25 protein-coding genes and 1 pseudogene are annotated in these 26,747 nt (G+C 30.7%); 14 read left to right on the top strand and 12 right to left on the bottom strand.

The window, feature by feature from the left end; genetic code table 11:
• Positions 1-17: 17 nt before the first annotated feature.
• Complete coding sequence (locus tag UEQ13_RS11565; RefSeq protein ID WP_329806502.1) at positions 18-887, top strand: cation diffusion facilitator family transporter; 870 nt, start codon at positions 18-20, stop codon at positions 885-887.
• A gap of 189 nt (positions 888-1,076) precedes the next feature.
• Complete coding sequence (locus UEQ13_RS11570) at positions 1,077-2,273, top strand: PAS domain-containing sensor histidine kinase (protein ID WP_329806503.1); 1,197 nt, start codon at positions 1,077-1,079, stop codon at positions 2,271-2,273.
• Positions 2,274-2,361: 88 nt separating this feature from the next.
• Here UEQ13_RS11570 and UEQ13_RS11575 read toward each other — a convergent pair whose 3' ends face one another.
• Positions 2,362-5,787 carry a methylmalonyl-CoA mutase family protein gene (locus UEQ13_RS11575; RefSeq protein WP_329806504.1) on the bottom strand — a complete coding sequence of 1,142 codons (3,426 nt, stop codon included), beginning with the start codon at positions 5,785-5,787 and terminating at the stop codon, positions 2,362-2,364.
• Positions 5,788-5,959: 172 nt separating this feature from the next.
• On the opposite strand from UEQ13_RS11575, the gene UEQ13_RS11580 reads away from it, so the two are divergent.
• The gene (locus UEQ13_RS11580) at positions 5,960-6,682 is read left to right on the top strand and encodes a DUF4197 domain-containing protein (RefSeq protein WP_329806505.1); all 723 of its coding nucleotides are present in this window, start codon (positions 5,960-5,962) and stop codon (positions 6,680-6,682) included.
• 12 nt (positions 6,683-6,694) lie between these two features.
• Positions 6,695-7,405, top strand: coding sequence for a DUF4197 domain-containing protein (locus tag UEQ13_RS11585; RefSeq protein ID WP_329806506.1), 711 nt, complete (start codon positions 6,695-6,697; stop codon positions 7,403-7,405).
• 151 nt (positions 7,406-7,556) lie between these two features.
• Here UEQ13_RS11585 and UEQ13_RS11590 read toward each other — a convergent pair whose 3' ends face one another.
• The 3 genes from UEQ13_RS11590 to pyrF are packed head-to-tail and all read right to left on the bottom strand — an operon-like array spanning position 7,557 to position 10,026.
• Complete coding sequence (locus UEQ13_RS11590; RefSeq protein WP_329806507.1) at positions 7,557-8,339, bottom strand: alpha/beta fold hydrolase; 783 nt, start codon at positions 8,337-8,339, stop codon at positions 7,557-7,559.
• Between the two features lie 2 nt (positions 8,340-8,341).
• Positions 8,342-9,172 (bottom strand): ABC transporter substrate-binding protein, encoded by an 831-nt coding sequence (locus tag UEQ13_RS11595; RefSeq protein ID WP_329806508.1) that lies wholly within the window; start codon positions 9,170-9,172, stop codon positions 8,342-8,344.
• 35 nt (positions 9,173-9,207) lie between these two features.
• Entirely contained in the window at positions 9,208-10,026 is an 819-nt protein-coding gene (pyrF, locus tag UEQ13_RS11600; protein ID WP_329806509.1) for an orotidine-5'-phosphate decarboxylase, read from the bottom strand.
• A gap of 128 nt (positions 10,027-10,154) precedes the next feature.
• Between pyrF and UEQ13_RS11605 the strand changes: the two genes are divergently transcribed.
• The 4 genes and pseudogenes from UEQ13_RS11605 to UEQ13_RS11620 all read left to right on the top strand — a co-directional run bounded on the left by UEQ13_RS11605 (position 10,155) and on the right by UEQ13_RS11620 (position 13,544).
• Entirely contained in the window at positions 10,155-10,484 is a 330-nt protein-coding gene (locus tag UEQ13_RS11605) for a hypothetical protein (RefSeq protein ID WP_329806510.1), read from the top strand.
• Positions 10,485-10,552: 68 nt separating this feature from the next.
• Entirely contained in the window at positions 10,553-12,157 is a 1,605-nt protein-coding gene (locus UEQ13_RS11610; protein WP_329806511.1) for a SulP family inorganic anion transporter, read from the top strand.
• A 6-nt stretch (positions 12,158-12,163) separates the two neighbouring features.
• Entirely contained in the window at positions 12,164-12,847 is a 684-nt protein-coding gene (locus UEQ13_RS11615) for a carbonic anhydrase family protein (protein ID WP_329806512.1), read from the top strand.
• A 61-nt stretch (positions 12,848-12,908) separates the two neighbouring features.
• A pseudogene (locus UEQ13_RS11620) lies at positions 12,909-13,544 on the top strand (carbonic anhydrase).
• Between the two features lie 134 nt (positions 13,545-13,678).
• Here the strand turns inward: UEQ13_RS11620 and UEQ13_RS11625 are convergent.
• Both UEQ13_RS11625 and UEQ13_RS11630 read right to left on the bottom strand, forming a co-directional pair.
• On the bottom strand, positions 13,679-14,869 hold the full coding sequence (locus UEQ13_RS11625) for an LETM1-related biofilm-associated protein (protein ID WP_329806513.1): 1,191 nt from the start codon (positions 14,867-14,869) through the stop codon (positions 13,679-13,681).
• Positions 14,859-15,926: a DUF3810 domain-containing protein gene (locus UEQ13_RS11630; RefSeq protein ID WP_329806514.1), complete on the bottom strand. Its 1,068-nt coding sequence runs from the start codon at positions 15,924-15,926 to the stop codon at positions 14,859-14,861. The genes UEQ13_RS11625 and UEQ13_RS11630 overlap by 11 nt, the downstream gene beginning before the upstream one ends.
• A 73-nt stretch (positions 15,927-15,999) precedes the next feature.
• Here UEQ13_RS11630 and UEQ13_RS11635 point away from each other — a divergent pair, with 73 nt between their 5' ends.
• From UEQ13_RS11635 to UEQ13_RS11650, 4 genes are all read left to right on the top strand, one after another.
• Positions 16,000-16,209 (top strand): hypothetical protein, encoded by a 210-nt coding sequence (locus UEQ13_RS11635; protein WP_166124874.1) that lies wholly within the window; start codon positions 16,000-16,002, stop codon positions 16,207-16,209.
• Positions 16,209-16,505, top strand: coding sequence for a type II toxin-antitoxin system RelE/ParE family toxin (locus UEQ13_RS11640; protein WP_329806515.1), 297 nt, complete (start codon positions 16,209-16,211; stop codon positions 16,503-16,505). Before UEQ13_RS11635 ends, UEQ13_RS11640 begins: the two co-directional genes overlap by 1 nt.
• A gap of 92 nt (positions 16,506-16,597) precedes the next feature.
• A complete protein-coding gene (locus tag UEQ13_RS11645) occupies positions 16,598-18,064 on the top strand; it encodes an aminoacyl-histidine dipeptidase (RefSeq protein WP_329806516.1) in 1,467 nt (488 codons plus the stop codon).
• A gap of 154 nt (positions 18,065-18,218) precedes the next feature.
• Positions 18,219-18,563: an MliC family protein gene (locus UEQ13_RS11650; RefSeq protein ID WP_329806517.1), complete on the top strand. Its 345-nt coding sequence runs from the start codon at positions 18,219-18,221 to the stop codon at positions 18,561-18,563.
• A gap of 267 nt (positions 18,564-18,830) precedes the next feature.
• Here UEQ13_RS11650 and UEQ13_RS11655 read toward each other — a convergent pair whose 3' ends face one another.
• From UEQ13_RS11655 to UEQ13_RS11665, 3 genes are all read right to left on the bottom strand, one after another.
• Positions 18,831-19,691, bottom strand: coding sequence for a hypothetical protein (locus UEQ13_RS11655; protein ID WP_329806518.1), 861 nt, complete (start codon positions 19,689-19,691; stop codon positions 18,831-18,833).
• Positions 19,692-19,697: 6 nt separating this feature from the next.
• On the bottom strand, positions 19,698-20,477 hold the full coding sequence (locus UEQ13_RS11660) for a HipA family kinase (protein ID WP_329806519.1): 780 nt from the start codon (positions 20,475-20,477) through the stop codon (positions 19,698-19,700).
• A 269-nt stretch (positions 20,478-20,746) separates the two neighbouring features.
• Entirely contained in the window at positions 20,747-21,058 is a 312-nt protein-coding gene (locus UEQ13_RS11665) for a winged helix-turn-helix transcriptional regulator (protein ID WP_329806520.1), read from the bottom strand.
• A gap of 161 nt (positions 21,059-21,219) precedes the next feature.
• Between UEQ13_RS11665 and UEQ13_RS11670 the strand changes: the two genes are divergently transcribed.
• Positions 21,220-22,143, top strand: a complete 924-nt coding sequence (locus tag UEQ13_RS11670) for a ClpXP adapter SpxH family protein (protein WP_329806521.1) — start codon at positions 21,220-21,222, stop codon at positions 22,141-22,143.
• Positions 22,144-22,270: 127 nt separating this feature from the next.
• Here the strand turns inward: UEQ13_RS11670 and UEQ13_RS11675 are convergent, their stop codons facing one another.
• From UEQ13_RS11675 to UEQ13_RS11685, 3 genes are all read right to left on the bottom strand, one after another.
• Complete coding sequence (locus UEQ13_RS11675; RefSeq protein WP_329806522.1) at positions 22,271-22,555, bottom strand: hypothetical protein; 285 nt, start codon at positions 22,553-22,555, stop codon at positions 22,271-22,273.
• A 112-nt stretch (positions 22,556-22,667) separates the two neighbouring features.
• Positions 22,668-23,213 carry a PepSY-associated TM helix domain-containing protein gene (locus UEQ13_RS11680; protein WP_329806523.1) on the bottom strand — a complete coding sequence of 182 codons (546 nt, stop codon included), beginning with the start codon at positions 23,211-23,213 and terminating at the stop codon, positions 22,668-22,670.
• A gap of 18 nt (positions 23,214-23,231) precedes the next feature.
• On the bottom strand, positions 23,232-25,430 hold the full coding sequence (locus UEQ13_RS11685; RefSeq protein WP_329806524.1) for a TonB-dependent siderophore receptor: 2,199 nt from the start codon (positions 25,428-25,430) through the stop codon (positions 23,232-23,234).
• Positions 25,431-25,619: 189 nt separating this feature from the next.
• Between UEQ13_RS11685 and prfA the strand changes: the two genes are divergently transcribed.
• The gene (gene prfA, locus UEQ13_RS11690) at positions 25,620-26,693 is read left to right on the top strand and encodes a peptide chain release factor 1 (protein ID WP_329806525.1); all 1,074 of its coding nucleotides are present in this window, start codon (positions 25,620-25,622) and stop codon (positions 26,691-26,693) included.
• The last annotated feature ends 54 nt before the right edge of the window (positions 26,694-26,747 follow it).

The raw sequence follows: 26,747 nt of genomic DNA on the forward strand, positions 1-26,747 counted from the left end.
AAAAGCCTAAATAAAAAATGACACACGAACAAACTGCCATAAAAGCCACCTATTTTAGTATTATTGGCAATACAAGTTTAGCACTTATAAAAGGATTGGCTGGTTTTTTTGGAAACTCTTATGCTTTAGTTGCTGATGCTATTGAATCTACTACAGATATTTTCGCTTCGTTTTTAGTTTTGTTTGGTATTAAATATTCGAACCGACCTGCAGATGATAACCATCCTTATGGTCATGGAAGAGCGGAACCTTTAATCACTTTTTTAGTTGTTGGATTTTTGATTACTTCTGCTACCATTATTGCTTATGAAAGTATTCTTAATATTGGCACACCACACGATTTACCAAAAGCATGGACATTAATTGTTTTAGCATTAATTATTGGTTGGAAAGAATATTCGTTTCAAATCGTGATGAAAAAAAGTATTATCACCAATAGTTCTTCATTAAAAGCAGATGCTTGGCATCATAGAAGTGACGCCATTACTTCAATCGCAGCTTTCATTGGGATTTCAATTGCTTTAATCTTTGGAAAAGGCTACGAATCTGCTGATGATTGGGCCGCTTTGTTTGCTTCTTTCTTTATTTTATATAACAGTTATATGATTTTCCGACCAGCACTTGGTGAAATTATGGACGAACATCGCTATGACGATTTAGTAGAAAATATCCGTCAAGAATCCTTAAAAGTGGAAGGAATTATCGGAACAGAAAAATGTTTTATCAGAAAAGCTGGAATGAAATACCACGTAGATTTACACGCTATTGTGGATGCAAATATTTCCGTAAAAGAAGGTCATGATTTAGCTCACAAATTAAAAGATGCATTAAGAAGTGAAATTTTAGAATTAGGCCATGTCTTAATTCATGTTGAACCGAATGAATAACATTCTTTTCTATACAACTTTAAAAGCCACTTAGATTAAAACATTAAAGGAAGTTTTTAACTACCTTTGAATTTCATTGATTAACAGAAATTTGGCAATCTTTAATCAACATCCTCGCTAAACCTGGGAACGTTGTCTGAAATATAGATGATAACGGAATAATTTAACACTACGATTAAAATAAATCCCATGGAAAATAAACTAAATCAACAAAAAAACCTTAGAAATAAATACATCCCAACGGCTGAATTTTACAGTCAAATTATTGATAGCTTACAAGATTATTCAATTTTTACTTTAGATAAAGATTTCAATATAAATAGCTGGAGTTCAGGCGCTACAAAAATATTTGGTTATGAAACAGAAGAAGTAATTGGAGAACCATTTGATATCATTTTTACAGAGGAAGATTTAAAATCTGGTATTCCTAAAAAAGAAATTGAAACTGCTTTAGAAGAAGGAAGAGCTACAGATAACAGATGGCACATTACTAAAGATAAAAAATTATTTTATGCCTACGGATTGGTTTTTCCTCTTATTGGTTTAGATGGAGAAATGATGGGTTATGTGAAAATTTTACGTGATTTAACAGAAAGAAAGCAATCTGAAGATGCTATAAAAAAATATGTTAGAGAACTTGAAGATTTAAATACACACAAAGAAAGTGTTTTAGCAATTTTATCCCACGATTTAAGAAGTCCACTTTCTGCAATAATAGGAACAGCAAAATATTTGAAAGATAATTTTCAAAGAATGAAACCTGAATTAGTACAGGAAATGTTGAATTTACTTCATAAATCGACCACAGATGAATTAGAAATGTTAGATTATTTAGTAGAATGGGCCAGAATAAAATATGCTTCAGATGTTTTTAATCCGAAGCAAATTGAACTTACAGAATATATTGGTAAAGTTTTTGAGAGTTTAAACGAAACCGCACTTCTAAACACAATAAATCTAACGCATCAAATTGAAGAGAAGACCATCGTTTTTGCTGATGGTAAAATGTTGATTTCTATCTTTCAAAATATAGTTTCGAATGCAATTAGACATACGGAAAAAGGGGGTTGTATAACCATTTCTGCAACACCAAAAGAGGATAAAATTATTGTCTGCATTCAAGATAATGGAATTGGAATGTCTGAAGAAGTAATAAAAAAATTATTCACACCACAAATGAAAGCACTTTCAGAAACCAGAAAGAAAAATAAAGGTGCCGGAATTGGACTTTTATTAGTGAAAGGATTTCTAGAGAAAAATGGTGGTGAAATTTGGGTGGAAAGCGTAGAAGGTAAAGGTTCCTCTTTTTACTTCAGTTTACTTATTGAAGAACCACCATACAAAATTGGTAGTTCTGATGAGATTATGTTTGATGAAAGTGCATAAAATTCCATAAAAAAACCTTCCATTTCTGAAAGGTTTTTTTATAAATTTAATATTCGGAAAATCACAAATCACAAATCGTAAATCCAAATTACATATTACGTCTATACTGTCCTCCTACTTCAAACAAACCACTTGTAATTTGTCCTAACGAACACACTTTCGTGGCTTCCATTAGCAAAGCAAATATATTTTCGTTTTTAATGGCAGCAGTTTGAAGCAACTCAATTTGATTCGCAACTATTTCAGTATTCGCTTCTTGTAAATGGTTTAACATTTCAATTTGATATGCTTTTTCTTCTTCTGTAGCACGGATAACTTCCGCAGGAATAACCGTTGGTGAACCTTTCGAACTCAAGAACGTATTCACACCAATAATCGGAAATTCACCCGTATGTTTCAATGTTTCATAATACAAACTTTCTTCTTGAATTTTACTACGTTGGTACATCGTTTCCATCGCTCCTAAAACACCACCACGTTCTGTGATTCTGTCGAATTCTTGTAAAACGGCAGCTTCCACTAAATCGGTTAATTCTTCAATAATGAATGAACCTTGAATTGGATTTTCGTTTTTCGCTAAACCTAATTCTTTATTAATAATCAACTGAATCGCCATTGCTCTTCGCACTGATTCTTCCGTTGGAGTTGTAATTGCTTCATCGTAAGCATTCGTATGTAACGAATTACAGTTATCGTAAATCGCATATAACGCTTGTAAAGTTGTACGAATATCGTTAAAGTCAATTTCTTGCGCGTGTAACGAACGTCCAGAAGTTTGAATGTGGTATTTCAACATTTGCGCTCTTTCGTTGGCTCCGTATTTGTTCTTTAAAGCTTTCGCCCAAATTTTACGTGCAACACGACCAATTACCGCATATTCTGGGTCAATTCCGTTTGAGAAAAAGAAAGATAAGTTTGGTCCGAAATCGTTGATATTCATACCACGACTTAAATAGTATTCCACGTAAGTGAAACCATTTGCTAAGGTGAATGCTAATTGCGTAATTGGGTTCGCTCCTGCTTCGGCAATATGATATCCTGAAATAGAAACCGAATAGAAATTACGAACGTTTTCTTTAATGAAATATTCTTGCACGTCACCCATTAAACGTAAAGCGAATTCTGTAGAGAAAATACAAGTATTTTGAGCTTGATCTTCTTTTAAAATATCAGCTTGAACAGTACCACGAACTTGCGCTAACGTTTTAATTTTAATATCTGTATAAATAGCTGAAGGTAAAACTTGATCTCCAGTTACTCCTAAAAGCATTAAACCTAAACCATTATTTCCTTCTGGTAAATCGCCTTGGTAAGACGGACGAGCTACTCCTTTTTTCTTATAAATCTCAGCAATTTTTGCTTCAACTTCTTTTTGTAAACCGTTTTCAACAATGTATTTTTCACAGTTTTGGTCAATTGCCGCATTCATGAAAAACCCTAACAACATAGGCGCTGGTCCGTTAATGGTCATCGAAACTGAAGTCGCTGGATGACTTAAATCGAAACCAGAATATAATTTCTTCGCATCATCTAAACAACAAATAGAAACTCCGGCATTACCAATTTTCCCATAAATATCAGGACGAATATGAGGGTCATTTCCGTAAAGCGTTACCGAGTCAAAAGCTGTTGATAAACGTTTCGCTGGTAATCCAGCACTTACATAATGGAAACGTTTGTTTGTTCTTTCTGGTCCACCTTCACCAGCAAACATTCTACTTGGATCTTCTCCTTCACGTTTAAATGGATATAATCCAGATGCGAATGGGAATTCTCCAGGAACATTTTCTTGTAAATTCCATTTTAAAATATCACCCCAAGCTTGGTATTTTGGTAACGCTACTTTTGGAATTTGAGAATGTGAAAGTGATTCTGTATGTGTAGCAATTTTAATTTCTTTATCACGAACTTTAAAACTGTAAATTGGATTTTTGTATTTGTTTACTTTTTCATCCCAAGTTAAAATGATTTCCCAATTGTATGGATCTAAATTCATTTTTACTCTGTCGAATTCTTTAGTTAATAATGAAACGAAATCTTTGTTATCATCCGTAACTTTTAAAGAACTTTCAACAATTCCAGCCTTGTCTAATTCAGGTAAATTTCCATTAACCGATTCCACAGTTTTGAAAATTCCGTATAATTTTTGTGCCACTTCAACTTGAGTTAAAGCAGTTTCATCATATTTTCTATTATTTTCTGCAATTTCAGATAAATAACGCGTTCTATGTGGTGGAATAACGAAGATTTTCTCGCTCATTTCACGAGTAATTTCGAATGTAGATTGCAATTCAGAATTGGTTTTCTCTACAATTTTATCCATGATAGATTTGTACAACGTATTCATTCCAGGATCGTTAAACTGCGAAGCAATTGTTCCGAAAACTGGCATAGAATCAGGGTTTTCATCCCATAAATTATGATTGCGTTGGTATTGTTTTTTCACATCGCGAATCGCATCTAAAGCACCACGTTTGTCAAATTTATTTAAAGCAACTAAATCAGCGAAATCTAACATGTCGATTTTCTCTAACTGCGTAGCCGCTCCGAATTCTGGCGTCATCACATATAAAGAAACATCAGAATGGTCCATAATTTCTGTATCCGATTGTCCAATTCCAGAAGTTTCTAAAATGATGATATCGTAATTCGCTGCTTTTACTACTTCAATCGCATCAGCTACATATTTTGATAAAGCTAAATTAGATTGACGAGTTGCTAACGAACGCATAAAAACTCTAGAGTTGTTAATCGCATTCATACGAATTCTATCACCTAATAAAGCACCACCTGTTTTTCTTTTTGATGGATCTACAGAAATTAAACCGATAGTTTTTTCAGGGAAATCAATTAAAAAACGACGAACAATTTCATCAACTAAAGACGATTTTCCAGCTCCACCTGTTCCGGTAATACCTAAAACTGGCGTTTTGCTATCTTTGTTTTTCTCACGAATTTTATCTAAAATCGGCTTAGCAATTTCTGGGAAATTTTCCGCAGAAGAAATAATTCTTGCTAAAGCACGAGGATTTTTGTTTTCTAATTCGGCCACTTCATCGGTAATTACATCACCAACAGCATAATCAGAACGCTTTACTAAATCGTTAATCATACCTTGTAAACCCAAAGCACGACCATCATCTGGAGAATAAATTTTAGTAATTCCGTACGCTTCTAATTCTGCAATTTCAGTTGGTAGAATTACACCACCACCACCACCAAATATTTTGATGTGACCTGCTCCTTTTTCTTTAAGCAAGTCGTACATATATTTGAAATATTCGTTATGTCCACCTTGGTAAGAAGTCATGGCGATAGCATTCGCATCTTCTTGAATAGCAGTGTTTACTACCTCTTCAACACTTCTATCGTGTCCAAGATGTATCACTTCTACACCAGTAGATTGAATAATTCTTCGCATAATGTTAATTGCGGCATCATGTCCGTCGAAAAGAGATGCAGCAGTAACAATTCTTACTTTATTAATAGGAATATAAGGTATTTGTGGTTCCATTTTTAAATTTTATTCGATTTTAAGGGTGCAATTTACGAATTTAATAATTTTTATTTCTAATAAATTGCACTAAAAAATCAACAATTTATCAAAAGAAAGTATCTTTGTTTCAGATTTTCAATTAACGGCATAAATTTTGTTTTAATTCTGCCAAACCATAAATTTTAAAAACATGAAAAAAATTATTTTATTAGCAGTTTGTATCCCTTTATTTGGTAATGCGCAATTAAAAAATGTAATAAAAAAAGCTGCCACAAAAGCAACAACAAAAACAGCAGCAGTATCTACTTTAGAAATCGCAAATGGTTTAAAAGAAGCTTTAGATAACGGTGTAAAAAAACAAGTAACCAAATTAACAGCAGTTGATGGTTTTTATAAAAACGAATTGGTTAAAATTTTATTACCTGAAGAATTACAAAAAGTAGATAAACGCTTACGTCAAATTGGCTTAGGAAGTTTAGCTGATGAAGGGATTTTAACTTTAAACAGAGCTGCTGAAGATGCTGTAAAACAATCAACCCCAATATTTATTGATGCGATTAAGAACATGAGTTTTACTGATGCGAAAAACATCTTATTAGGAAATCAAAATGCTGCGACAACGTATTTACAAACTTCAACAAATAAAGCACTTTACGATAAATTTAATCCTGTTATCAAAACCTCTTTAGCTAATGTTGGTGCGGATGCGGTTTGGACTAAAATAATAGATAAATATAATTCAATTCCACTAGTAACAAAGGTGAATCCAGATTTAACAGATTATACCACAAATAAAGCGCTTGAAGGTGTTTTTAAAATGATTACTGTGGAAGAAAAAAACATCAGAAGTGGATTAGATGCTAGAACTTCTGCATTATTAAAGAAAGTTTTTGCTTTACAAGACAAGAAATAAAATTCAAAAATCATGAAAAAAATAGTTTTATCAATAGCTTTTTTGTCCTTAGTTAGTTGTGCCGAAATGCAACAAGTTTTAGAGCAATTGCCACAACAAACTGGAATTTTAAGCCAAGCCGAAATGGGTAACGGTTTAAAAGAAGCTTTAAACAATGGAATCACCAAACAAGTTTCAAAATTAACAGCAACGGATGGTTTTTTTAGAAATGAAGCTGTGAAGATTTTATTACCCGAAGAATTACAAAAAGTAGATACCAAATTACGTCAATTAGGAATGACAAAACTAGCAGATGACGGTTTGAGAATTTTAAACAGAGCTGCTGAAGATGCGGTGAAAGAAGCAACTCCAATTTTTGTAGATGCTGTGAAACAAATGACTTTTACAGATGCTAAAAATATTTTATTAGGTAACGAAAGTTCTGCTACAAATTATTTACAAACGTCAACTTCAACCGCTTTATATGGAAAGTTCAGTCCTGTAATTAAAAACTCGTTTGCAAAAGTGGGTGCAGATAAAATTTGGACTCAAATTATCACAAAATACAATAGTATTCCATTGGTAAAAAAGGTAAATCCAGATTTAACAGATTATACCACAAACAAAGCTATGGAAGGTGTTTTTAAAATGATTGCTGTGGAAGAAAAAGACATTAGAACTAATTTTTCGGCAAGAACATCCGATTTATTGAAAAAAGTATTTGCGCTACAAGACAAAAAATAAATTTAACAACAAAAACAGAAGTATAACAAAACCTTAACAGAATTAACTATTTAAAATACAGATATTTGTAACATAATAAATAGGTTAGTTTAAGGTTAGTTTTTAGTTTAAAAACAACTGAGATTTAGGTTTCAGTTGTTTTTTTTATGCCTTAAATTGTCTGTTTTTGACTTTTTATATACTGAATCACTTCTGTATTAAAAACTTCCCATTTTTCGACATTTACAACATGACCACAGTTTTCAATAACTACCAATTTAGAAGATTTATAATGGCTTTCCACTACTTTTCGTACAGAAGGCAAAAACATGTAATCTTCATTTCCCATTACATATAAAGTGGGAACTTGCAATTCTACTTGTCTGAACCATTTTAAAATTGGGTTAATTTCAGCAGTCAATTTAAACCATTTTATAAATTCTTTTTGGTAGAGTTTTTTTGCTTCGTTTATGAATAGCAATCGAGATTGTTTATGGTTTTTATTGGGCATAATTACAAAAGCAAAAAAGCGATATAAAACCAAATAAGGCAATACATATTTAAAAATGTTTCCTAATTTCATTAATACTTGCGAGCGAAAATTCATTTTTAAAATAGCGCCGCCCATAATCATACTCTGCACTCTGTTTTCATACATTTCTGCAAATTGACGAATCACAATGGTGCCTAAAGAAATACCAACAAAATGTGATTTCTCGATATTTAAATGATTTAAAACTTCCAAAACATCATTGGCAATAGCTTTAAAAGTATATTTTTTAGAGATTTTTTCTTTAGAATTTCCGTGACCACGTAAATCTAGTAGTAAAACATTAAAATGCTTTTTAAATTCTTTAATTTGCTTGAACCAAATAGAGGAACTTCCGCCAGCACCGTGAACAAATGTCACCCATTCTGTTGTATTTTTGTTTTCGTAAGTGGTGTAGGCTATCATTTTTATTTGTAAATGTATAGCTTTTCTTGTAACAAAGTGAAATAATCGAATGCCTTTACTAAACGACTTCCATACCAAGAAAACATTTCACCATCTACAAAAATGGTTTTAGCGTGATGTGTGTGTCGACCTAATTCAAAAGCATGCTCGTCTTTAAATGGAAAAGGTTCTGAAGATAAAAACACAAAATCAGGATCACCTTGAATACGCATTTTATTGACGACAACTTCTGGATATCTTCCTTCGTATTTAGGGTTATTATCATAGATATTTTCTAAGCCGTTAAGTTTTAGCATTTCGTTGATAAAAGTATCACCAGCAGCAACCATATAAGGGTTTGCCCAAATAAAATAAGCCACTTTTTGCTTTGAGTTCTCTTCAAATTTTGAAGCGACAACCTTTTGAAATTTTTCGTATCCGAAGTTAATTTTATCAATCCATTTTTGCGCATTCGTACGCTTGTTAAACAGATTTCCAAAATCTTCTATCATTTTGTTATTCTCTTCAATGGAAACAATATCCGTTACCCAAACTGGACAAATATCCTTCAATTGTTCTGCGATTTCTTTCGTGTTTTCTTCTTTATTGGCGATAATAATATCCGGTTGTAACGCTTTTATTTTATCGTATTTGATATTTTTCGTACCACCAATTATCGTTTTAGTCGATTTAAAATGAAACGGATGCACACAAAACTTAGTAATTCCAACAATATCATCTTCCAAACCTAAATCGTATAACAATTCGGTTTGTGACGGCACTAAAGAAATAATTCTTTTAGGTGTGTTTTCGAAAGTATGAATATTTCCTAGTTGATCTGTGAATTGTTTCATTTAAATATAACTTTTTCCTTGGCTCTTTTTACTTTTTACTTTTTACTTAAAATTTCACTCATTTCCACTTGCAACTTCAACGCTTCTTCCCTAGCCTTTTCAGCAAAATCATTTTTGTTTGAAGCGTAAATAATTCCTCGTGAAGAATTAATTAATAAACCAACATTTTCATTCATTCCGTATTTACAAACTTCGGCTAAACTTCCGCCTTGTGCACCAACACCTGGAACTAATAAAAAACTATTTGGTACAATTTTACGAATTTCAGTAAAGTATTCTGCTTTTGTCGCACCTACAACGTACATTAAATTTTGACTATTTTTCCAATTTTTAGAAGTTTCCAAAACTTTTTTATATAATTCTTTTCCGTTTGTTTCTAATGTTTGAAAATCGAAAGCACCTTCGTTGGAAGTTAACGCTAACATAATCGTATGTTTGTTTTCAAAAGCTAAAAAAGGTTCAACAGAATCTTTTCCCATGTATGGCGCAACGGTAACCGAATCAAAATTTAAATCTTCCAAAAAAGCTTTGGCATACATGGTTGATGTATTACCGATGTCACCGCGTTTGGCATCAGCAATGGTGAAAATTTCTGGATACTTTTCATTGATATAATTGATAGTTTTTTCTAACGATTGCCAACCTTTTAACCCATATGCTTCATAAAAAGCGGTATTTGGTTTATACGAAACACATAAATCGTGTGTCGAATCAATTATGGCTTTATTAAATTCGAAAATTGGATCTTCGGTTTCTAATAAATGTGTTGGTATTTTAGTTAAATCGACATCTAAACCAATACATAAAAACGATTTTTTTAGACGAATTTGCTCAATAAGTTGTGGTGTAGTCATTTTGTTTTTGTTGTTGTGCAAATTTATAAAACATTATCGACTCGGAACATATTTCTTTACATTAAATTCTAATCTTAAAATGGTATTAACAAAAAATTATTAGTTTTTAAAATTGAAAAAAAACTTTTTTGTTTATTTTTGCAGAAATAAGTTTAACATTAGTGAAGAAATTTTTCGTACATATTATCATATTTGTGTTTGTGACCTGCTTGTTCACACCACCTGTATTTGGTATTATTATGATTAATGAAGATATTGAAAAATATACTGATGTGAACATTAATAACTTTTTTGAAGAAGAAATTAAATCACACGATTTAAATTTATTTACAAAATGTTATAATTTCAATGCAGTTGTTACTTTAGAATTGAAAAAGAAAAAAATCAATTCTCATATTCCAGCAAATTATATCCCTCATTATTTAGACTTTTTTTCCCCACCACCCGAATTAATTTAAACATTGCGCTTTTTTACGTTTCCGAAGTATTTGGAACGATCGTTTATGTATTAAATTAATTTATTGGTATGTCAAAAAAAATCAATCTTTTTGCAAACCTTAAATCTGATTTTGCTTCAGGTTTAGTGGTTTTTCTAGTGGCTTTGCCATTGTGTCTCGGTATTGCTTTAGCAAGTGGAGCACCCTTATTTTCAGGTATTATTTCAGGTGTTATTGGCGGTATTATCGTTGGATATTTAAGTCAATCTCATTTAAGTGTTTCTGGTCCAGCAGCAGGTTTAACTGCAATTGTTTTAACTGCAATAACCGATTTAGGCTCGTTTAACGCCTTTCTTTTAGCTGTTTTAATTGCCGGATTAATTCAGTTAGCCCTTGGTTTTATAAAAGCCGGAACCATTTCAAACTATTTTCCAAACAATGTCATTGAAGGCATGTTAGCCGGAATTGGAGTTATTATTATTTTAAAACAAATTCCACACGCCTTTGGCTATGACCCAGATTTTGAAGGAGATGAATCTTTTTTTCAACCTGATGGACAAAACACATTTTCAGAACTTTTTCAAGTATTTGACCACATTCAATTAGGTTCCATTATTATTGCTTTAATCTCATTGGCTATTTTAATTCTTTGGAATAAAGTAGAAGTATTAAAGAAAATAAAATTAATTCCACCCGCTTTAGTAGCTGTAATTGTTAGTATTTTATTAAATGAGTTTTTTATTCAATCGGGAAGTAATTTCGCTATAGCGAAAGAACATTTAGTGAGTTTACCTGTTCCTACTACATTTGAAGAATTTAATAACATTTTGGTTACACCAGATTTTACAGCCATTACAAATTCAAAAGTTTGGATAGTCGCTATAACAATTGCTGTAGTTGCTTCAATTGAAACCTTATTATGTATTGAAGCTGCAGACCGAATGGATGCTTTAAAAAGATATACAAATACAAATGTTGAATTAAAAGCACAAGGAATTGGAAACATTGTGAGTGCTCTTTTAGGAGGATTACCAATGACTTCTGTAGTAGTAAGAACGTCTGCTAATAATGCCGCTGGAGCTAAATCGAAAATGTCATCCATTATTCACGGTGCATTATTGTTAGTGAGTGTTTTGGCAATTCCAGCTATCTTAAACAAAATTCCGCTAGCCACATTAGCTGCTGTTTTATTGTTGGTTGGTTATAAATTAGCAAATCCATCAACAATTAAGCATTTTTGGGAAAAAGGAAAATACCAATTTATTCCATTTATTGCTACTTTTGCAGCAGTAGTTTTCACCGATTTATTAAAAGGTGTAGCTTTAGGAATGATTATCAGCGTAATTTTTGTCTTGAAAGGAAATTTGAAACGTGCTTATAATTTTAGAAAAGAAGAATACAAAGATGGCGACATCATTCATATTGATTTAGCTCAAGAAGTATCTTTTTTAAACAAAGCTGCAATTAAAGAAACTATAGCTTCAATTCCTGAAAATTCAAAAGTAATTATAAATGCATCGGATACCGTTTATATCGCTCACGATGTTTTAGATTTAATTAAAGAATTTAAAAAAAATAGATCAAAAGAAGAAAACATAAAAGTAAAACTAATCGGTTTTAAAGAAGCCTACGAACTAGAAGATACTTCTGAAGAGGAAAAACACGTTTTTGTAGAACATAAATTAAAAAAATAAAACAACATGAAAACATTAAATAAAGAATTACAAACGTCTATATCACCAAGAAAAGCTTTAGAAATTTTAAAAGAAGGTAACAACCGTTTTATTAACAATCTAAAAGCACATAGGAATTTATTAGAGCAAGCTAATGAAACTAGAGACGGACAATGGCCATTTGCCACAATTTTAAGTTGTATTGACAGTAGAACTTCAGCAGAATTAATTTTCGACCAAGGATTAGGTGATGTTTTTTCTGTGAGAATTGCAGGAAACATTGTGAATACTGATATTTTAGGAAGTATGGAATTTGCTTGTAAAGTGGCAGGTTCGAAATTAATTGTAGTTCTGGGACATACAAAATGTGGAGCTGTAAAAGGTGCATGTGACCACGTTGAAATGGGTAATTTAACAGAATTATTATCTAAAATTCAACCAGCAGTTTACCAAGAAAAAACAACTACTGAAGACAGAAGTTCAAAAAATGCAACATTTGTGGAAAATGTTTCTGAAATCAACGTAAAACGAAATGTAAAAAACATTATCGAACGTAGTTTTGTTTTAGAACAAATGATAGAAAACGGAGAAATTGGTATCGTAGGTGCCATGCACAATATTGAAACAGGTGAAGTTAGTTTTTATGATGAAGTTACTTTTATAAATGACGAACAAAACCCAAATTTTAGTATTAACGATTTAAAATATTAAAAATTAACACTCCAGTTAATTTCTTATATTTGAATAACAAAAAGGATTTTACCCAAAAAAAATGAGCGATTTTTATAAAAAAATATTAGAAAATAATAAAGAATGGGTAGAGCAACAATTAGCCGTTGACGAAAATTATTTTGAAGATCTTTCAAAAGGACAAAACCCGCCCTTATTATGGATTGGATGTTCTGATAGTAGAGTCCCCGCAAATGAAATTATTGGAGCAAAACCTGGCGAAGTCTTTGTACACAGAAACATTGCCAACTTAGTGGTTCATACAGATATTAATATGCTTAGTGTTTTAGATTATGCTGTGAATGCACTAAAAGTAAAGCATGTAATTGTTTGTGGACATTATGGTTGCGGTGGTGTAAAAGCGGCCATGGGAAATCAATCTATTGGAATAATTGACAACTGGATTAGAAACATTAAAGATGTTTACCGAGTAAATAAAGAAGAGTTAAATGAAATAGTTGATGAAGATAAAAAATTCAACAGAATGGTTGAGCTAAATGTTATTGAACAAGTTTTCAATTTAGCCAAAACATCAATTGTTCAAAATGCTTGGAACATCAATCAAGAATTACATTTACACGGTTGAGTTTACGGATTAAATTCAGGTTATGTAACCGATTTAAATGTGAATTTTAGTTGTAATAAAGATTTAGATTCAATGTTTAAATTAAATTTTTAAAAAATTTTGCCACGAATTCTCAAATTATAAAACTAATTAAATACATAATTTGAATCGACTTCGTCGATAATTAATTCGAATAAATTTTCGATTTTAGTTAGTAAAAAAAGACGTGAATTCGTGGCTAAAAAAAACTAATCGTTTAAATTTTCATTAAACGCAGAAGGCAATAATTGAGGTATAAATTTTATCAAAATTGGTAATAATAAACCTCCACCTGGAAGTAAAAAAATAGTCAATGAAGGTATCGATTTACAGATGTCTAATAGCTGTTTTTTTACTTTCTTTTTTTCCTCAAAACTCAAATCATGTTGGGTAGATTTTCGCAATAATTTCACTAATTCTTTACTTTCAGAAAGCTCCTTAATTAAGCGCGTTTTATTCCTACTAACCAGCTTTCCAATATTATCCTGCGTGTTATTATAAAACTGTTTTACGGGATGATTCAAGTTAAAAAATGGTAATTCTTTTTTATGTTTTTTGATAAAATTAACCAATTCATAACCAGTATTTTGACTTGTTTTAATTAAATTTAATTTTAAAGCAAAATCTTCTAAGAATACTTGTTCGTTATTGTACACAACACCATCGCTTAAAAGCGTCATATGCGCTACTTCATACAAGTATAAACTTTCTAAATTTGTTCTGTTTCCTTCAAAAATTAATTCAAATATTTCCGCTTCATTTATCTTCGAAACTTTAGAATAACGCAACGAATTTTCAAACATTTTTAACAACATCATATCGTATTCCGACTTATCAATTTTCACGTTCAAAGAAAGCATTATTAAAGCCAAACATTTACGTTCTAAATCTTTAAAAAAATCTAAACTTATGGTGTTGTTTTTTAGGTAAAATTCAAAGGCCAAAACATCAATAAAAAGCATCGCATTCGTAACCATGTGTGTGAAATTTTTGGTCACAATATTGTCATTGGTTTGCAAACGCTCATTGATAATACTTTCCAATTTTTGAAACGAATTCGCATCTGGCAAAACCATTTTCATGAAACTGAATTTCCCTTTAGAAATTTGATTATAAAACTGAATAATTGTTTCTATAAATTCTTCTACATCTTTACCTTTTTGGACTTTATACAAAGCAATTAAAGTAGATAAAAAACCAACTTTAATCTTTTCTTCAGTATCCCATTTTTTATCATCAACCTCAGAATTTAAATGATAATTCACAACATAACCATAAATTAATCCGGAATTCTGACAAGCCACAAAAAATTCTTCTTCAGTTGCATAATGAGAAATTTCATTTGCATACTGATTGATATATTTTTCAATCCAGCCGTTTATTGATGGGTTAATTTGCATGAATTACATCGTGTTTTAAATCGTAATTAATTAACAACCCAACAAATTTACTATAACTTTCCATTCCGTCTTTTTGTTGGTTGAATTTTAAAAACTTGTCGTAAAAGTATTCAAAAAATGTATCAATCCACGAATGATATTGTTTCCAAAAGGTTTTATTTTCATTAAAGTTTTCCAAAACACCTTTGTTTATGAATTTACGATACGATTTACTACTTCCTTCTTCCATCACTTCTAAATTATACAAACAATAATTCAAAGCAAAAGCATACGCCGAATATTGAAAATAAACATCTTTATTACTTGAAGCCGCCATAAAACCTATGAAATTGCAATCACTTTCAGAACCAATTCCAGTTTGATGCGCCATTTCATGACAAATAGTTAACGGCGAAGTGTATTTAGGTTTTAAATAATTGACTTGCGCTTCATTAGTAAACGGATTCAAATAACCTCCAAAACCCATATAACTCAACGGCAAACTGTATAATGAAGATTTTATACTCTCGTTTTTATATTCGATTGTAGCTAATTGATTCTTCATTAAATCATAACCATTTGGCGACATCTCATACATTTCTTGTTCTGAATAGTTGAACACTACTTTTTTAGTGGAATCCTTTTCAATTTGAAATTGTAATTCGTTCGTTTTTGCTATTAACTTTTCCGTTAAAGCGATTAATTGTTCTTTGGAATATTCTTTTTCAATTCCGATTTTTTCATGCAATGGAATTCTGTAATAATTGATTCCCCATAAAAAATGAAACAAAAAATATAAAATCGAAATGAAACTCAAAACGGTTAATCCATTCGCTTTCCAATTTTTAAAAAACCCGATTCTGTTTTTATAAATCCATCTAAAAATGAAGAAAAACAATATCGTATAACACAAATCGCCTACAGAAAAAGGAATCCAACCGAAAATAATTCGACTAATTTCAGAGAGATACAAATACAAACCATTACTGTAATAACGTTCCACAAATTCTGGAAAAAAAGCCAAAACCTTCATCAGAATAATTTGAACGAATAAAAATAAACTTAGCTTTTTTTTCATTTGCTAAAATTATTATAAATCGACTAATAAATAGTAATATTTTTTATAATTTTGTTGCATAGGCATTAATCTTATGACACAAGTTACTTTAAATATTCCTGATCAAGATTTAAACTTTTTTATGCAATTAATTGAAAAGTTTAATTATGATACTACTATTTCTGATTTCGAAATGACATCTGAAATAAAAAACATACTTGATACGCGACGAAAAAACTCAAATGAAGAAAATTACATTCCTTGGAGTGAAGTAAAATCAAAGATAATTTTCAATAAAAAATAATGAGTTATTCCGTTTTCTTTGAACAAAATGCTATTAATGATATTCAAGAAGCTGTTACTTATTATGACTTAAAAAAAGAAGGTTTAGGAGAAGTTTTTTATAATTCTTTAGAAAACGCAATTGAAACCATAATTATAAATCCAAACTTTCAAATTAGATATAAAGATTATATAGGTTTACCTTTGAAGAAATTTCCTTTTATTGTGTTTTATTACATTACGGAAGAAACCAAAAAAATTCACATTATTTCTATATTTAACACTTCTAAAAATCCAAATACATATTACGATTTATAAACAATGCTTAAATATTCAAAAAAAACGAATTTTGAATGTTGAATAACGAATTTTGAACAATAAAAAATAACAACAAACAGAACAAAAATAAAATGAGTCAAGAAGTAAGAAATTTAGAACCAAAAGAGCTTTGGAACAAATTTGCCGATTTAAACGCTGTACCTCGTCCGTCTAAAAAAGAAGAACGTGTAATTGCATTTATGATGGAATTTGGTAAGAAATTAGGATTTGAAACCATTAATGACGAAGTAGGAAACGTAATTATCAAAAAACCTGCTACTGCCGGAATGGAAAACCGTAAAACTATCGTAATGCAATCGCATTTAGATATGGTACATCAAAAAAACAATGATACGAACTTCGATTTTGATAGACAAGGAATTGAAATGTATGTTGATGGTGACTGGGTTCGTGCAAAAGGAACTACTTTAGGAGCCGACAACGGTTTAGGAGTGGCGACTATTATGGCTATTTTAGAAAGTACCACAATTCCTCATCCTGCTATTGAAGCATTATTTACTATTGACGAAGAAACTGGTATGACTGGTGCAATGGGCTTAAAAGGTGGTTTATTACAAGGTGAAATTTTATTAAATTTAGATACAGAAGAAGACGACGAAATTGATATTGGATGTGCTGGTGGTGTTGATGTAACAGCTGTTGCTGAATACGATGAAGAAGAAACTCCGGCTGATTCTGTTGGTTACACGATAACTGTAAAAGGTTTAAATGGTGGCCATTCAGGAATGGATATCGATAAAGGTTTAGGAAATGCCAACAAAATTATGAACCGTTTATTATTTAATGGTTTTGAAGATTTTGGTTTACAAATTTCAACGATTAATGGTGGAAGTTTACGCAATGCAATTCCAAGAGAAAGTGTTGCTCAAATTGCCATTGCTCCTATTTATGATGAAGCTTTTACTTTCGATATGCAAGAGATTGTAAACGAAATTAAAACAGAATTTAAAACTACAGAACCAAACTTAGAAATTGTTATTGAAAAATCGGCGACTACTCCAACTAAAGTTATGCCTCCAATGGCTCAATTTTATATGGTTCGTTCTATTTATGCAGCGCATAATGGTGTGTACAGAATGAGTGCAGATTTTGATAATTTAGTAGAAACATCAAACAATATTGCGAAAGTTACGGTTGGAAATGGAAAATTACAAGTAGAAAATTTAACACGTTCTTCTGTAGAAACTTCAAAATTCGATTTAGCGAATGCGTTACGTTCTGCTTTTGAATTAATGGGTTGCGAAGTAACTTTTGGAGGTTCTTACCCAGGTTGGACACCAAACGCTAACTCGGAAATATTAGACGTTTTAACTTCTATTTACGAAAAACAAAACGGAAGTAAGGCTCACGTTGTGGCGTGTCACGCTGGATTAGAATGTGGAATCTTAGGAACAAATTACCCAGATATGGATATGATTTCTTTCGGACCAACTATCAAAGGTGCTCACAGTCCTGATGAAAGAGCGAATATCGCTTCAGCTCAAAAATACTGGAAATTTGTATTAGAGATTTTGGAGAATATTCCAATGAAAAAATAAGAAGTTACGATTTTTGATTAACGATTTACGAAATCAAAATACTAAATAATAGAAACCTCGAAAGTAATTTTTCGAGGTTTTTGTTTTTATGTGAAAACTGGGCATACTTTTTGATAATTTGGGTTCAAATTATTCATTCCTAAATTATAAAACTATGAAAAATAAAATCTTAACGCTCGTTATGCTTTCAAGTTTGTTTTTAATCTCTTGTAAAGAAAGTCAAAAACAAGAAACAACTGGTAAAACCACAGAAAAAGCTGAAAAAACTGATGATAATGTAGTCACAAATACCACAACAGACAAAGAAGGAAATAAATTAGAAATATCATTTAACAATACTAAAGATATTGCAACTCTCTATTTTAAAGGCGATACGATTGAATTAGCGGGACAAAAACCAGCTTCAGGAATATGGTACAAAAACGACAAATATGAATTACGAGGAAAAGGAGAAAATGTAGAACTTACAAAAAACGGAAAAACCCTTTTCAAAAATTAATAAGCTCTATTAAAACACAAAACTATAAACACCTTCTCAATTTAAAATGAGAAGGTGTTTTTTTTATATAGCAAATATTCCGTTTAAGAATTGAAATTTGAAACCTGTAGCATTTTAAAAATAAAATAAAATTGCTACAGGTATAAATGAAAGAAATTAATATATTTGAAAAAACGCTACAAAATATAAACTTGGACGGAATGCGATATAAAGTAGCGAGTATATACTAGTTGGTGGCAAGCTTAACGAAAATCGTGAGAAATTCTATTAAATAGAATCTTCGACTTTAGCAAAAAAAGGAGAAACACCTTTGGAAATTATATATTCTTGTATTTTTTCAGTTTCAGTCAAATCAACATATTCTACTAAGTGACTTTCTCTAACATGTTTCCAGGTTCTATGATTTGAAGGGTTTTCAATTTTATTAGGTTCTTGGCCAACAATAAAATATTTTCCTTTGTTAGCAGAAGAATAATCTACAGCTTTTGTAAATGAAATATATCTTGTTAAATCATTTTCTAAATTATACATTCTTTTTACAAAATCAATTGTTTGACCAGCAACAATAACTCCATTTTTGCCAATAAAATTTACATCTACTGGAGTTAGTAATTCATGGAAATCATTTGAACTAACAGTAACATTTAAATTTACTCTATCTTCTATTTTAGTAAATAATCTAGTTCTAACTTTAGATAAAATATCTTCACTTTTTATAATATTAACTTCTTCGTCAAATTCAAAAACATATTTATTGAAAATAGACTTAAAATTTTCTAAAGTAACTTCAGAATCTATATTTCTCGGTTCGGAATAAATTACTAAATTATTAGAATATCTATTTAAGTAACTAAAATATGACTCATTTATCCAATTATTTGAAATTTCAGATTTAATATTTAATCTAAATTCATCAATTTTAGGTTCAATTTCATTCATTATATTATTAAAATAATTTTTTAAAATACTGAACTTATTTGATGAAATCAATCCTTTAATTATTTGCATTTTAGGATTTGAAACTTTAAATATACTTTGCTCACCATTAGACATAACTAAACCTACACTAATTTTTTCTTGTAAATTAGAGTTTAAAGGAAGATAAATTATACTAAAAAATGTTTTCATGTTATATTAAATATTAGCTTGGATTAATACTCTAAAATGATTTTCACAATCAGTTTTCCAACTTTGAGTAAACAAATTATTACGAATAAGTACTTCTAAATTTTGTACATTTAATCCCCATTGTATTGGAATATCAACAAGAATATTACTTAATTGAGCCTCACAATCCAAAGTACAAAGATAGAAATCTTTAACAATGTTATCAACATTTTTTGTTAAAGTCTTACCTTTTTTAAATAATATCTGTGCCAAGTCAGAGCATATAATGGATTCATTATCAGAAATTAATTGTATACCATAAGACAACGCGTTAGAATTAAAAATAGCTCCGTGATCAAATACATTAAAATAATATTCATTAGTCAAACTTTGATCTAATAATAAATTAGTATTTCCATGATGTCTATCCTCATTCCCTAACCAAATATCAAATAAAGCAATTTTTAATAAGTCCGTTTTATTTACAATCTTAGTTCTAAATAAAGCATTTCTAAAAGATGGCAATAATGTTTTATCAACAACTTGACTTTCTATTATTAATTTAGAACCAAAACATGGTTTATTAAAAAAAGCTGGTTGAACTATATTCAGGTATTCATTAGGTAAATGTTCAGTCAAAACATTAACAAAAGAAACTTCAGGAGTCTTCAAATTCCATAATTGAGCAAAAGTAGAGCCAATAACTTCACTAAATAAAACCGAACTATACATTCTACCATGTTTACAAACCCAATCAGACATATCAGAACAAGTAACCAAAATTGGGTTGTCTCCTGTTGTGTACATATGTTCTGAACGATATAAACTTTGTTGTGTAAGAATCATTTAAAATCTTAAATAGCTGTAAATATAGATAAAAGTAGTAAATAATTAGAAAAATGATATGTTTTTATAGAAAAAAGCCTGCCACCAACAGCCGTCTGGCAAGATTGCATTTTTAGTAGTAAGTTCCCGTTTACATTTCGCAAGAAATTTTATATTTGTTAGAAAATAATCAGTTTCGTAGTTCGCCACTTCTGCAAGCGACGGAACGATAGCAGCAAGTATATCAGACACTACCCAAGAATTTCTAACTGCTTAAAAACAGGTATTAACAACTTCCCTTTTTCGGTAAGATTATATTCAATATGCAATGGCTTTTGCTTAATGATATTTTTCTCTAGTAAACTAACTTCTTCTAATTCCCTTAAAGCAACCGACAAAGTTTGCTTGTTTGAACCTTCAATTTGACGCAACAAACTGCTAAATCGCAAAGGTGCTTCAACAGCCAAACGAAAAATTTCAGGTTTCCATTTGCCAGACAACAACTTCAATAGGCCTTGTGCAGGACAAGTTTCATTTTCAATAATTTCTTTTTTAGTAGTCATAATTTTCTGACTTATTGCGTAGTTGAAATTAAGTCCTCAACTTTGCACAAAGATAAACAAACGGTGTAAGACACTCATAACAAATGAAAATAACTTATCTTATTTTAATCACAATATTAACTTTTGGCAATACAAGTTGTCAATCTCAAACAAAAAAGAAAATGGAAAATAACAACCCCTTAATATGTGACCCTGAAAGTGGTATTTGCGAAATTCCAACTAACAATACAAATTCAGCAGATAACAGTTTGATAAAATCAAACCAAAAACCAGTAAAAATAATTTACTATACCGACCCAATCTGTTCTTCTTGTTGGGGAATTGAACCACAACTAAGAAAACTCAAATTAGAATACGGAAACAGTATAGAAATTGAATACAGAATGGGTGGCTTGCTTCCGAATTGGAGTTACAATAGTGGTGGAATTAGTAAACCTTCTGACGTAGCACACCATTGGGACGAAGTGAGTGTTTATTATGATATGCCAATAGACGGAAATGTTTGGCTAGAAGACCCTTTATCTTCCTCATATCCACCTTCAATTGCATTTAAAGCAGCACAAATGCAAAACAATGAAAAGGCGATTTTGTTTCTTCGTGAAATACGAGAAATGGTTTTTCTTCAAAAAAAGAATATCACAAAATGGGAACATTTAGAATTGGCCGGAAAGAAAGTTGGACTTGACATTGTTAAGCTTAAAACTGATTATGAAGGAAAAGCAAAAGAATTTTTTGAAGAAGATTTGAAATTAGGTAGAGAATTAGGTGTAAGAGGATTCCCGACAATTTTTTTTACAGACACAACAGGAAATAAAGAAATGGTGTATGGTTCAAAACCATACCAAACATATGAAAACGCTTTGCTTAAATTGCATCCAACTTCAACCAAAACAGCTTATGACAAAACTTGGAGTTTTGTATTTTCTATATATCATTCATTAACAGCAAAAGAGTTTTCAGAACTGACAGAAACACCACGAAACGAATGTGAAAAATATTTAGACAACTTAACCTCTAACGGAAAATTAGAAAAATTGACTACGAAAAATGGAGCAATTTGGACGTTAAAAAATACCAGTCACTAACAAAGCTTTCTATGTAAAACATCATAAAGTTAGTAACAACTTTGAGTAAGAATTATATTTCGTTTTTTCACGAATCAATACACTATCCTAAAAAGTGTGTAAGTTAAAAATATAGGGGTTTGACTTTTTAATTAAAGTTGGACCCTTTTTTCAAAAATATATCAGAAAAGTCTAAAAACGCTCCGACAACTTCTAAAAACGTCCCGACAACTTCTAAAAACACTCCGACAACTTCTAAAAACGCTCCGACAACTTCTAAAAACGTTCCGACAAAGTCTAAAAACGTTCCGACAAAGTCTAAAAACGTTCCGACAACTTCTAAAAACGTATCGGGAACTTGATAATACGTATCGGGAACTTGATAATACGCATCGGGAACTTGATAATACGTATCGGGAACTTGATAATACAATTAAAAAAAACGAATTATGACAACTTTTCTGTTAAAGAAAAAACAACATAAAACAAAAAACACCATCTCATTTTAAAACAAGATGGTGTTTTTATATAACTAACTTTAAAATTTATCCAACAAAAATTAAAACAAGTAACGGAATAATAATTCCTGCTAATGCTAATTTCCAACCTCTACGAGCAAAGGTGTTTTTACCATGTGTTATCATGATAACGCCAGTAAATGCAATTGTAATTAATGAAATTCCGAAAATATCTGAATAATAAATCCACCAGTTAGAAGTACTTTTGTGTAACTTCATAGTCTGACTAATAATTGGCGTTTTGTTAAAGGCAACAATTTCACCTTTTCCCGTTTCCATATCGATTTCTACATCGTGCTTTTCAAAAGAGATTTTAAACGTTCCTTTCTTAACATTATGACGACGTATTTTATCATCAATACCTAATTCTTTACCAAGATTTTCCGCATATTCTTCCGTAATTTGGCTTTCTTCAGGAAGTTTTACAGATATGCTTTTCGTCTCCGTTGTATATTTTTCTGGATGCCAATGTTCTCTATGGTTCATTAAAATTCCTGAAAAGGCAAATGAAATAATTAAACCTACATAAAAATAGCCTAAATCGCGGTGAATGTTTCTTTTATTAAATGTCATGTCTTTTTTACTTTATTATTAGAATTTATAAGATATCGAAGTAGAAATCATTCTTGGAGCAATTGGAGTAACTGTATTATCATCATAAACATAATAACTAGTAACATTTCCTAAATTAGATAATTTTGCTCTAATAGATAATGATTTTATAGTGTAACCAACAGATGCATCAAATTGTAAAAACCCGTTAACCGGAATTGGTTTTCTATCTTTTTCTGCTTGTGTTACAGCATTATTTGGTCTTAACCTTCCACCATAAATTTTACCAAAGTAAGAAGAAATAATTCCTAATTCTAAACCTTTTAATTTTGTGTTTGCAAAAGTATAAAATACACTTGTATTAGCTGTGTTTTTTGGAGTAAAACGTAGTTGAGTACCTTTATTATAAATATTACTTTTTGTGTATTTCGTTTCGTTAAAACTGTAACCCGCCAATACTTTAAAATTATTTAAATTTGCTGTTATATCTAATTCTACACCTTTACTTGTATAAGAACCTGCTAATTCTTTAATATTTGTATTTGTATTAGCATTAGAAAAGTCAGTTTGCGCTAAATTACTATAATCGATAACGTAACCTGTAACATTAGCCGATAAATGTCCTTTAACCAATTCGTTTTTCACCCCTACTTCATACTGATTAATCGTTGAAGTTGGTAAAGCGTTTAAAAACTTATCAGTACCTGTATTTAATACAAATGAATCAGAATAACTTGCGAAAATTGAAGAAGTTTTTATAGGTTGAAACACAATTCCTAATTTAGATGAAATTACATTATCATTTGTAGAAGATGGTGAAACAGTTCCAGAAGTGTGTGTAAAAGTATTTGTAACATTTTCTAAATAACTATAACGTAAACCTGCTAAAACTTTTAATTTACTCGTTAATTCTACTAAATCTTGTACATAAAAACCGGCACGTTTAATTTGAGCATCGGCAGTTGTGTTTTTATCCATTACTGGCACAATTGTATTTACATAAGTTGTGTTTTTAACAGCTACTGTAGGATTAAAAATATTAATTTTATCGTATTTTGTTATGTTTTTATAATTTAAAGTATTAGTACTACTTCTATCCGCATCTGCACCTAAAAGTAAAGTATGCTTAATATTTCCTGTATTAAAATTACCGGTTAAATCAATTTCTGCCAAAGCATAATCCTGACTTGTTTGTACTTGTTGTACACCACGAGTCCAATCGCCATTTGCAGCAACTAAATTTGTACTGTTTGGTCGTAAACTCGATAATAAATGAGTATCATAACCTTGGTAAGATAAAATTCCTTTTACTTGCCAAGCACTATTTATTTGATGTGTTAATGTTGAAGTTACGCTTTCTTGTTTACTATTAAATTTTGCCCAATCGAAATTTAAAAACGTATTTCTTGGTAAATTAACTATTTTATAATCTATTGTAGTAATACCAAAATCTGGAGTTCTAGAGTCTTTTAAGTAATCCCCTTCAACTAATAAAGTAGTTTTGTTTGATAAATGGAATAGAAAAGACGGATTAATATAAAAACGTTCACTATTCACAACATCTCTAAAACTATTTCCTTTTTCGTAACTTGTAATAACTCGGTAAGCTGCTGTGTTACTTTCATTCACACTTCCGTAAACATCAATTGTAGGTTTAAAAAAATCGTATTCTGATACTCTAAAACTCACTTCACCACCTTGTTGAAACTTAGGTTTTTTAGTTAATAAATTTAAAATTCCTCCTGGCGACACATTTCCAAACAATAAAGCTGAACTCCCTTTTAAAATTTCAATACTTTCTAATGAAGCCGATTCTGGAAGTAAAGAACCATTAAACCTAACGCCATTTTTAAATGTATTTCCACCTCCAAATGTAAATCCTCGTGAACCAAATTCTTCTTGATTGTTTCCTGAGGCTGTACTATTTCCAGAAACATAAATTCCATTTGCGTTTTTTATAGCATCAGACAAACGTAAAACTTGTTGTTGATCTATTGTTGCTCTGTCTATTACTGCAGTTGCTTGTGGTAAATCCAAAGCTTTGATTGGTGATTTTCCTACTTTAACGGCTTGTTTTTGTAATTTAGAAATAACAACTACTTCTTCAATAACCTGTCCTCTTTTCTTAACTGTATCATTTTCAATTTCTAATGCTACATCATTTTTTGAACTTTCTGTTTGTGCGAAAGAAATGGTTACATTAGATAACACAGCTAATAATAATATATACTTTTTCATTTTTATTTAGAATAATTTAAAATAACAGTGCAAAAGTAAAACGCAGAAATTAAAAAAACAAGTTTATTTAGAATAAATAAAAATAATAATTCTAACTAATTGATTTTCAAAAAGAAAAAGTTTTAAAATTTAAATTTTAAAACTTTAAACTAAAATTGTAACTTTGCAGTCGAAAAATAAAGAATAAAGATGTTAGACAGATTACAATACGTAAAACAACGTTTCGACGAGATATCAGATTTAATTATACAACCTGATGTTATTGCCGACCAAAAACGTTATGTACAATTAAATCAAGAATACAAAAGTTTAAACGCGTTGGTTCAAAAACGTGAAGAATATATCAACCTTGACTCCAATATTAAGGAAGCACAAGAAATAATTGCTGATGGTTCTGATGCCGAAATGGTAGAAATGGCTAAAATGCAATTAGACGAAGCAAAAGAACGTTTGCCTCAATTGGAAGAAGAAATCAAATTTATGTTGATTCCTAAAGATCCAGAAGATGCGAAAAACGTTATGGTGGAAATTCGTGCGGGTACTGGTGGAGATGAAGCTTCTATTTTCGCTGGAGATTTATATAGAATGTATACGAAATACTGTGAAGGTCGTGGTTGGAAATGTTCTGTAGTAGATATGAGTGATGGAACTTCTGGTGGATTCAAAGAGGTGATTTTTGAAGTTACCGGTGAAGATGTTTATGGTGCTTTAAAGTATGAAGCTGGGGTACACCGTGTACAACGTGTTCCTCAAACAGAAACGCAAGGTCGTGTACACACATCTGCTGCAACGGTAATGGTTTTGCCAGAAGCGGAAGAATTTGATGTACAAATTGACATGAACGATGTTCGTGTAGATTTCTTCTGTTCTTCAGGACCAGGTGGACAATCGGTAAATACTACAAAATCAGCGGTTCGTTTAACACACATTCCTTCTGGATTAGTAGCGCAATGTCAGGATCAAAAATCGCAACATAAAAATAAAGACAAAGCCTTAACGGTTTTACGTTCTCGTTTGTACGAACAAGAATTAGCTAAGAAACAAGCTGAAGATGCTATAACGCGTACTTCACAAGTAAGTTCAGGTGACCGTTCTGCAAAAATTAGAACGTATAATTATCCTCAAGGTCGTGTAACAGATCATAGAATTGGTGTAGATGTTTTTGATATGGATGGTGTTATGTCAGGAAAAATTCACAAGTTTATTGACGAATTACAATTAGTAGCCAATACAGAAAAATTAAAAGAATCTGAAGTGTATTAATAAATTACGAAGTTCTAAACAAAAAAACTGTCTAAAGAATAACGAAAGCTTGTC

The organism is Flavobacterium facile (assembly GCF_036321945.1).
Classification (GTDB): domain Bacteria; phylum Bacteroidota; class Bacteroidia; order Flavobacteriales; family Flavobacteriaceae; genus Flavobacterium; species Flavobacterium facile.

What these genes read in the sequence shown, in the direction of transcription:
- UEQ13_RS11665 (WP_329806520.1), bottom strand. Translation starts at nt 21,058, where the DNA reads ATGACTACTAAAAAAGAAATTATTGAAAATGAAACTTGTCCTGCACAA.
- UEQ13_RS11580 (WP_329806505.1), top strand. Translation starts at nt 5,960, where the DNA reads ATGAAAAAAATTATTTTATTAGCAGTTTGTATCCCTTTATTTGGTAAT.
- UEQ13_RS11590 (WP_329806507.1), bottom strand. Translation starts at nt 8,339, where the DNA reads ATGATAGCCTACACCACTTACGAAAACAAAAATACAACAGAATGGGTG.
- pyrF (WP_329806509.1), bottom strand. Translation starts at nt 10,026, where the DNA reads ATGACTACACCACAACTTATTGAGCAAATTCGTCTAAAAAAATCGTTT.
- UEQ13_RS11610 (WP_329806511.1), top strand. Translation starts at nt 10,553, where the DNA reads ATGTCAAAAAAAATCAATCTTTTTGCAAACCTTAAATCTGATTTTGCT.
- UEQ13_RS11650 (WP_329806517.1), top strand. Translation starts at nt 18,219, where the DNA reads ATGAAAAATAAAATCTTAACGCTCGTTATGCTTTCAAGTTTGTTTTTA.
- UEQ13_RS11570 (WP_329806503.1), top strand. Translation starts at nt 1,077, where the DNA reads ATGGAAAATAAACTAAATCAACAAAAAAACCTTAGAAATAAATACATC.
- UEQ13_RS11640 (WP_329806515.1), top strand. Translation starts at nt 16,209, where the DNA reads ATGAGTTATTCCGTTTTCTTTGAACAAAATGCTATTAATGATATTCAA.
- UEQ13_RS11645 (WP_329806516.1), top strand. Translation starts at nt 16,598, where the DNA reads ATGAGTCAAGAAGTAAGAAATTTAGAACCAAAAGAGCTTTGGAACAAA.
- prfA (WP_329806525.1), top strand. Translation starts at nt 25,620, where the DNA reads ATGTTAGACAGATTACAATACGTAAAACAACGTTTCGACGAGATATCA.
- UEQ13_RS11635 (WP_166124874.1), top strand. Translation starts at nt 16,000, where the DNA reads ATGACACAAGTTACTTTAAATATTCCTGATCAAGATTTAAACTTTTTT.
- UEQ13_RS11685 (WP_329806524.1), bottom strand. Translation starts at nt 25,430, where the DNA reads ATGAAAAAGTATATATTATTATTAGCTGTGTTATCTAATGTAACCATT.
- UEQ13_RS11655 (WP_329806518.1), bottom strand. Translation starts at nt 19,691, where the DNA reads ATGAAAACATTTTTTAGTATAATTTATCTTCCTTTAAACTCTAATTTA.
- UEQ13_RS11625 (WP_329806513.1), bottom strand. Translation starts at nt 14,869, where the DNA reads ATGCAAATTAACCCATCAATAAACGGCTGGATTGAAAAATATATCAAT.
- UEQ13_RS11660 (WP_329806519.1), bottom strand. Translation starts at nt 20,477, where the DNA reads ATGTACACAACAGGAGACAACCCAATTTTGGTTACTTGTTCTGATATG.
- UEQ13_RS11585 (WP_329806506.1), top strand. Translation starts at nt 6,695, where the DNA reads ATGAAAAAAATAGTTTTATCAATAGCTTTTTTGTCCTTAGTTAGTTGT.
- UEQ13_RS11680 (WP_329806523.1), bottom strand. Translation starts at nt 23,213, where the DNA reads ATGACATTTAATAAAAGAAACATTCACCGCGATTTAGGCTATTTTTAT.
- UEQ13_RS11615 (WP_329806512.1), top strand. Translation starts at nt 12,164, where the DNA reads ATGAAAACATTAAATAAAGAATTACAAACGTCTATATCACCAAGAAAA.
- UEQ13_RS11565 (WP_329806502.1), top strand. Translation starts at nt 18, where the DNA reads ATGACACACGAACAAACTGCCATAAAAGCCACCTATTTTAGTATTATT.
- UEQ13_RS11575 (WP_329806504.1), bottom strand. Translation starts at nt 5,787, where the DNA reads ATGGAACCACAAATACCTTATATTCCTATTAATAAAGTAAGAATTGTT.
- UEQ13_RS11630 (WP_329806514.1), bottom strand. Translation starts at nt 15,926, where the DNA reads ATGAAAAAAAAGCTAAGTTTATTTTTATTCGTTCAAATTATTCTGATG.
- UEQ13_RS11670 (WP_329806521.1), top strand. Translation starts at nt 21,220, where the DNA reads ATGGAAAATAACAACCCCTTAATATGTGACCCTGAAAGTGGTATTTGC.
- UEQ13_RS11595 (WP_329806508.1), bottom strand. Translation starts at nt 9,172, where the DNA reads ATGAAACAATTCACAGATCAACTAGGAAATATTCATACTTTCGAAAAC.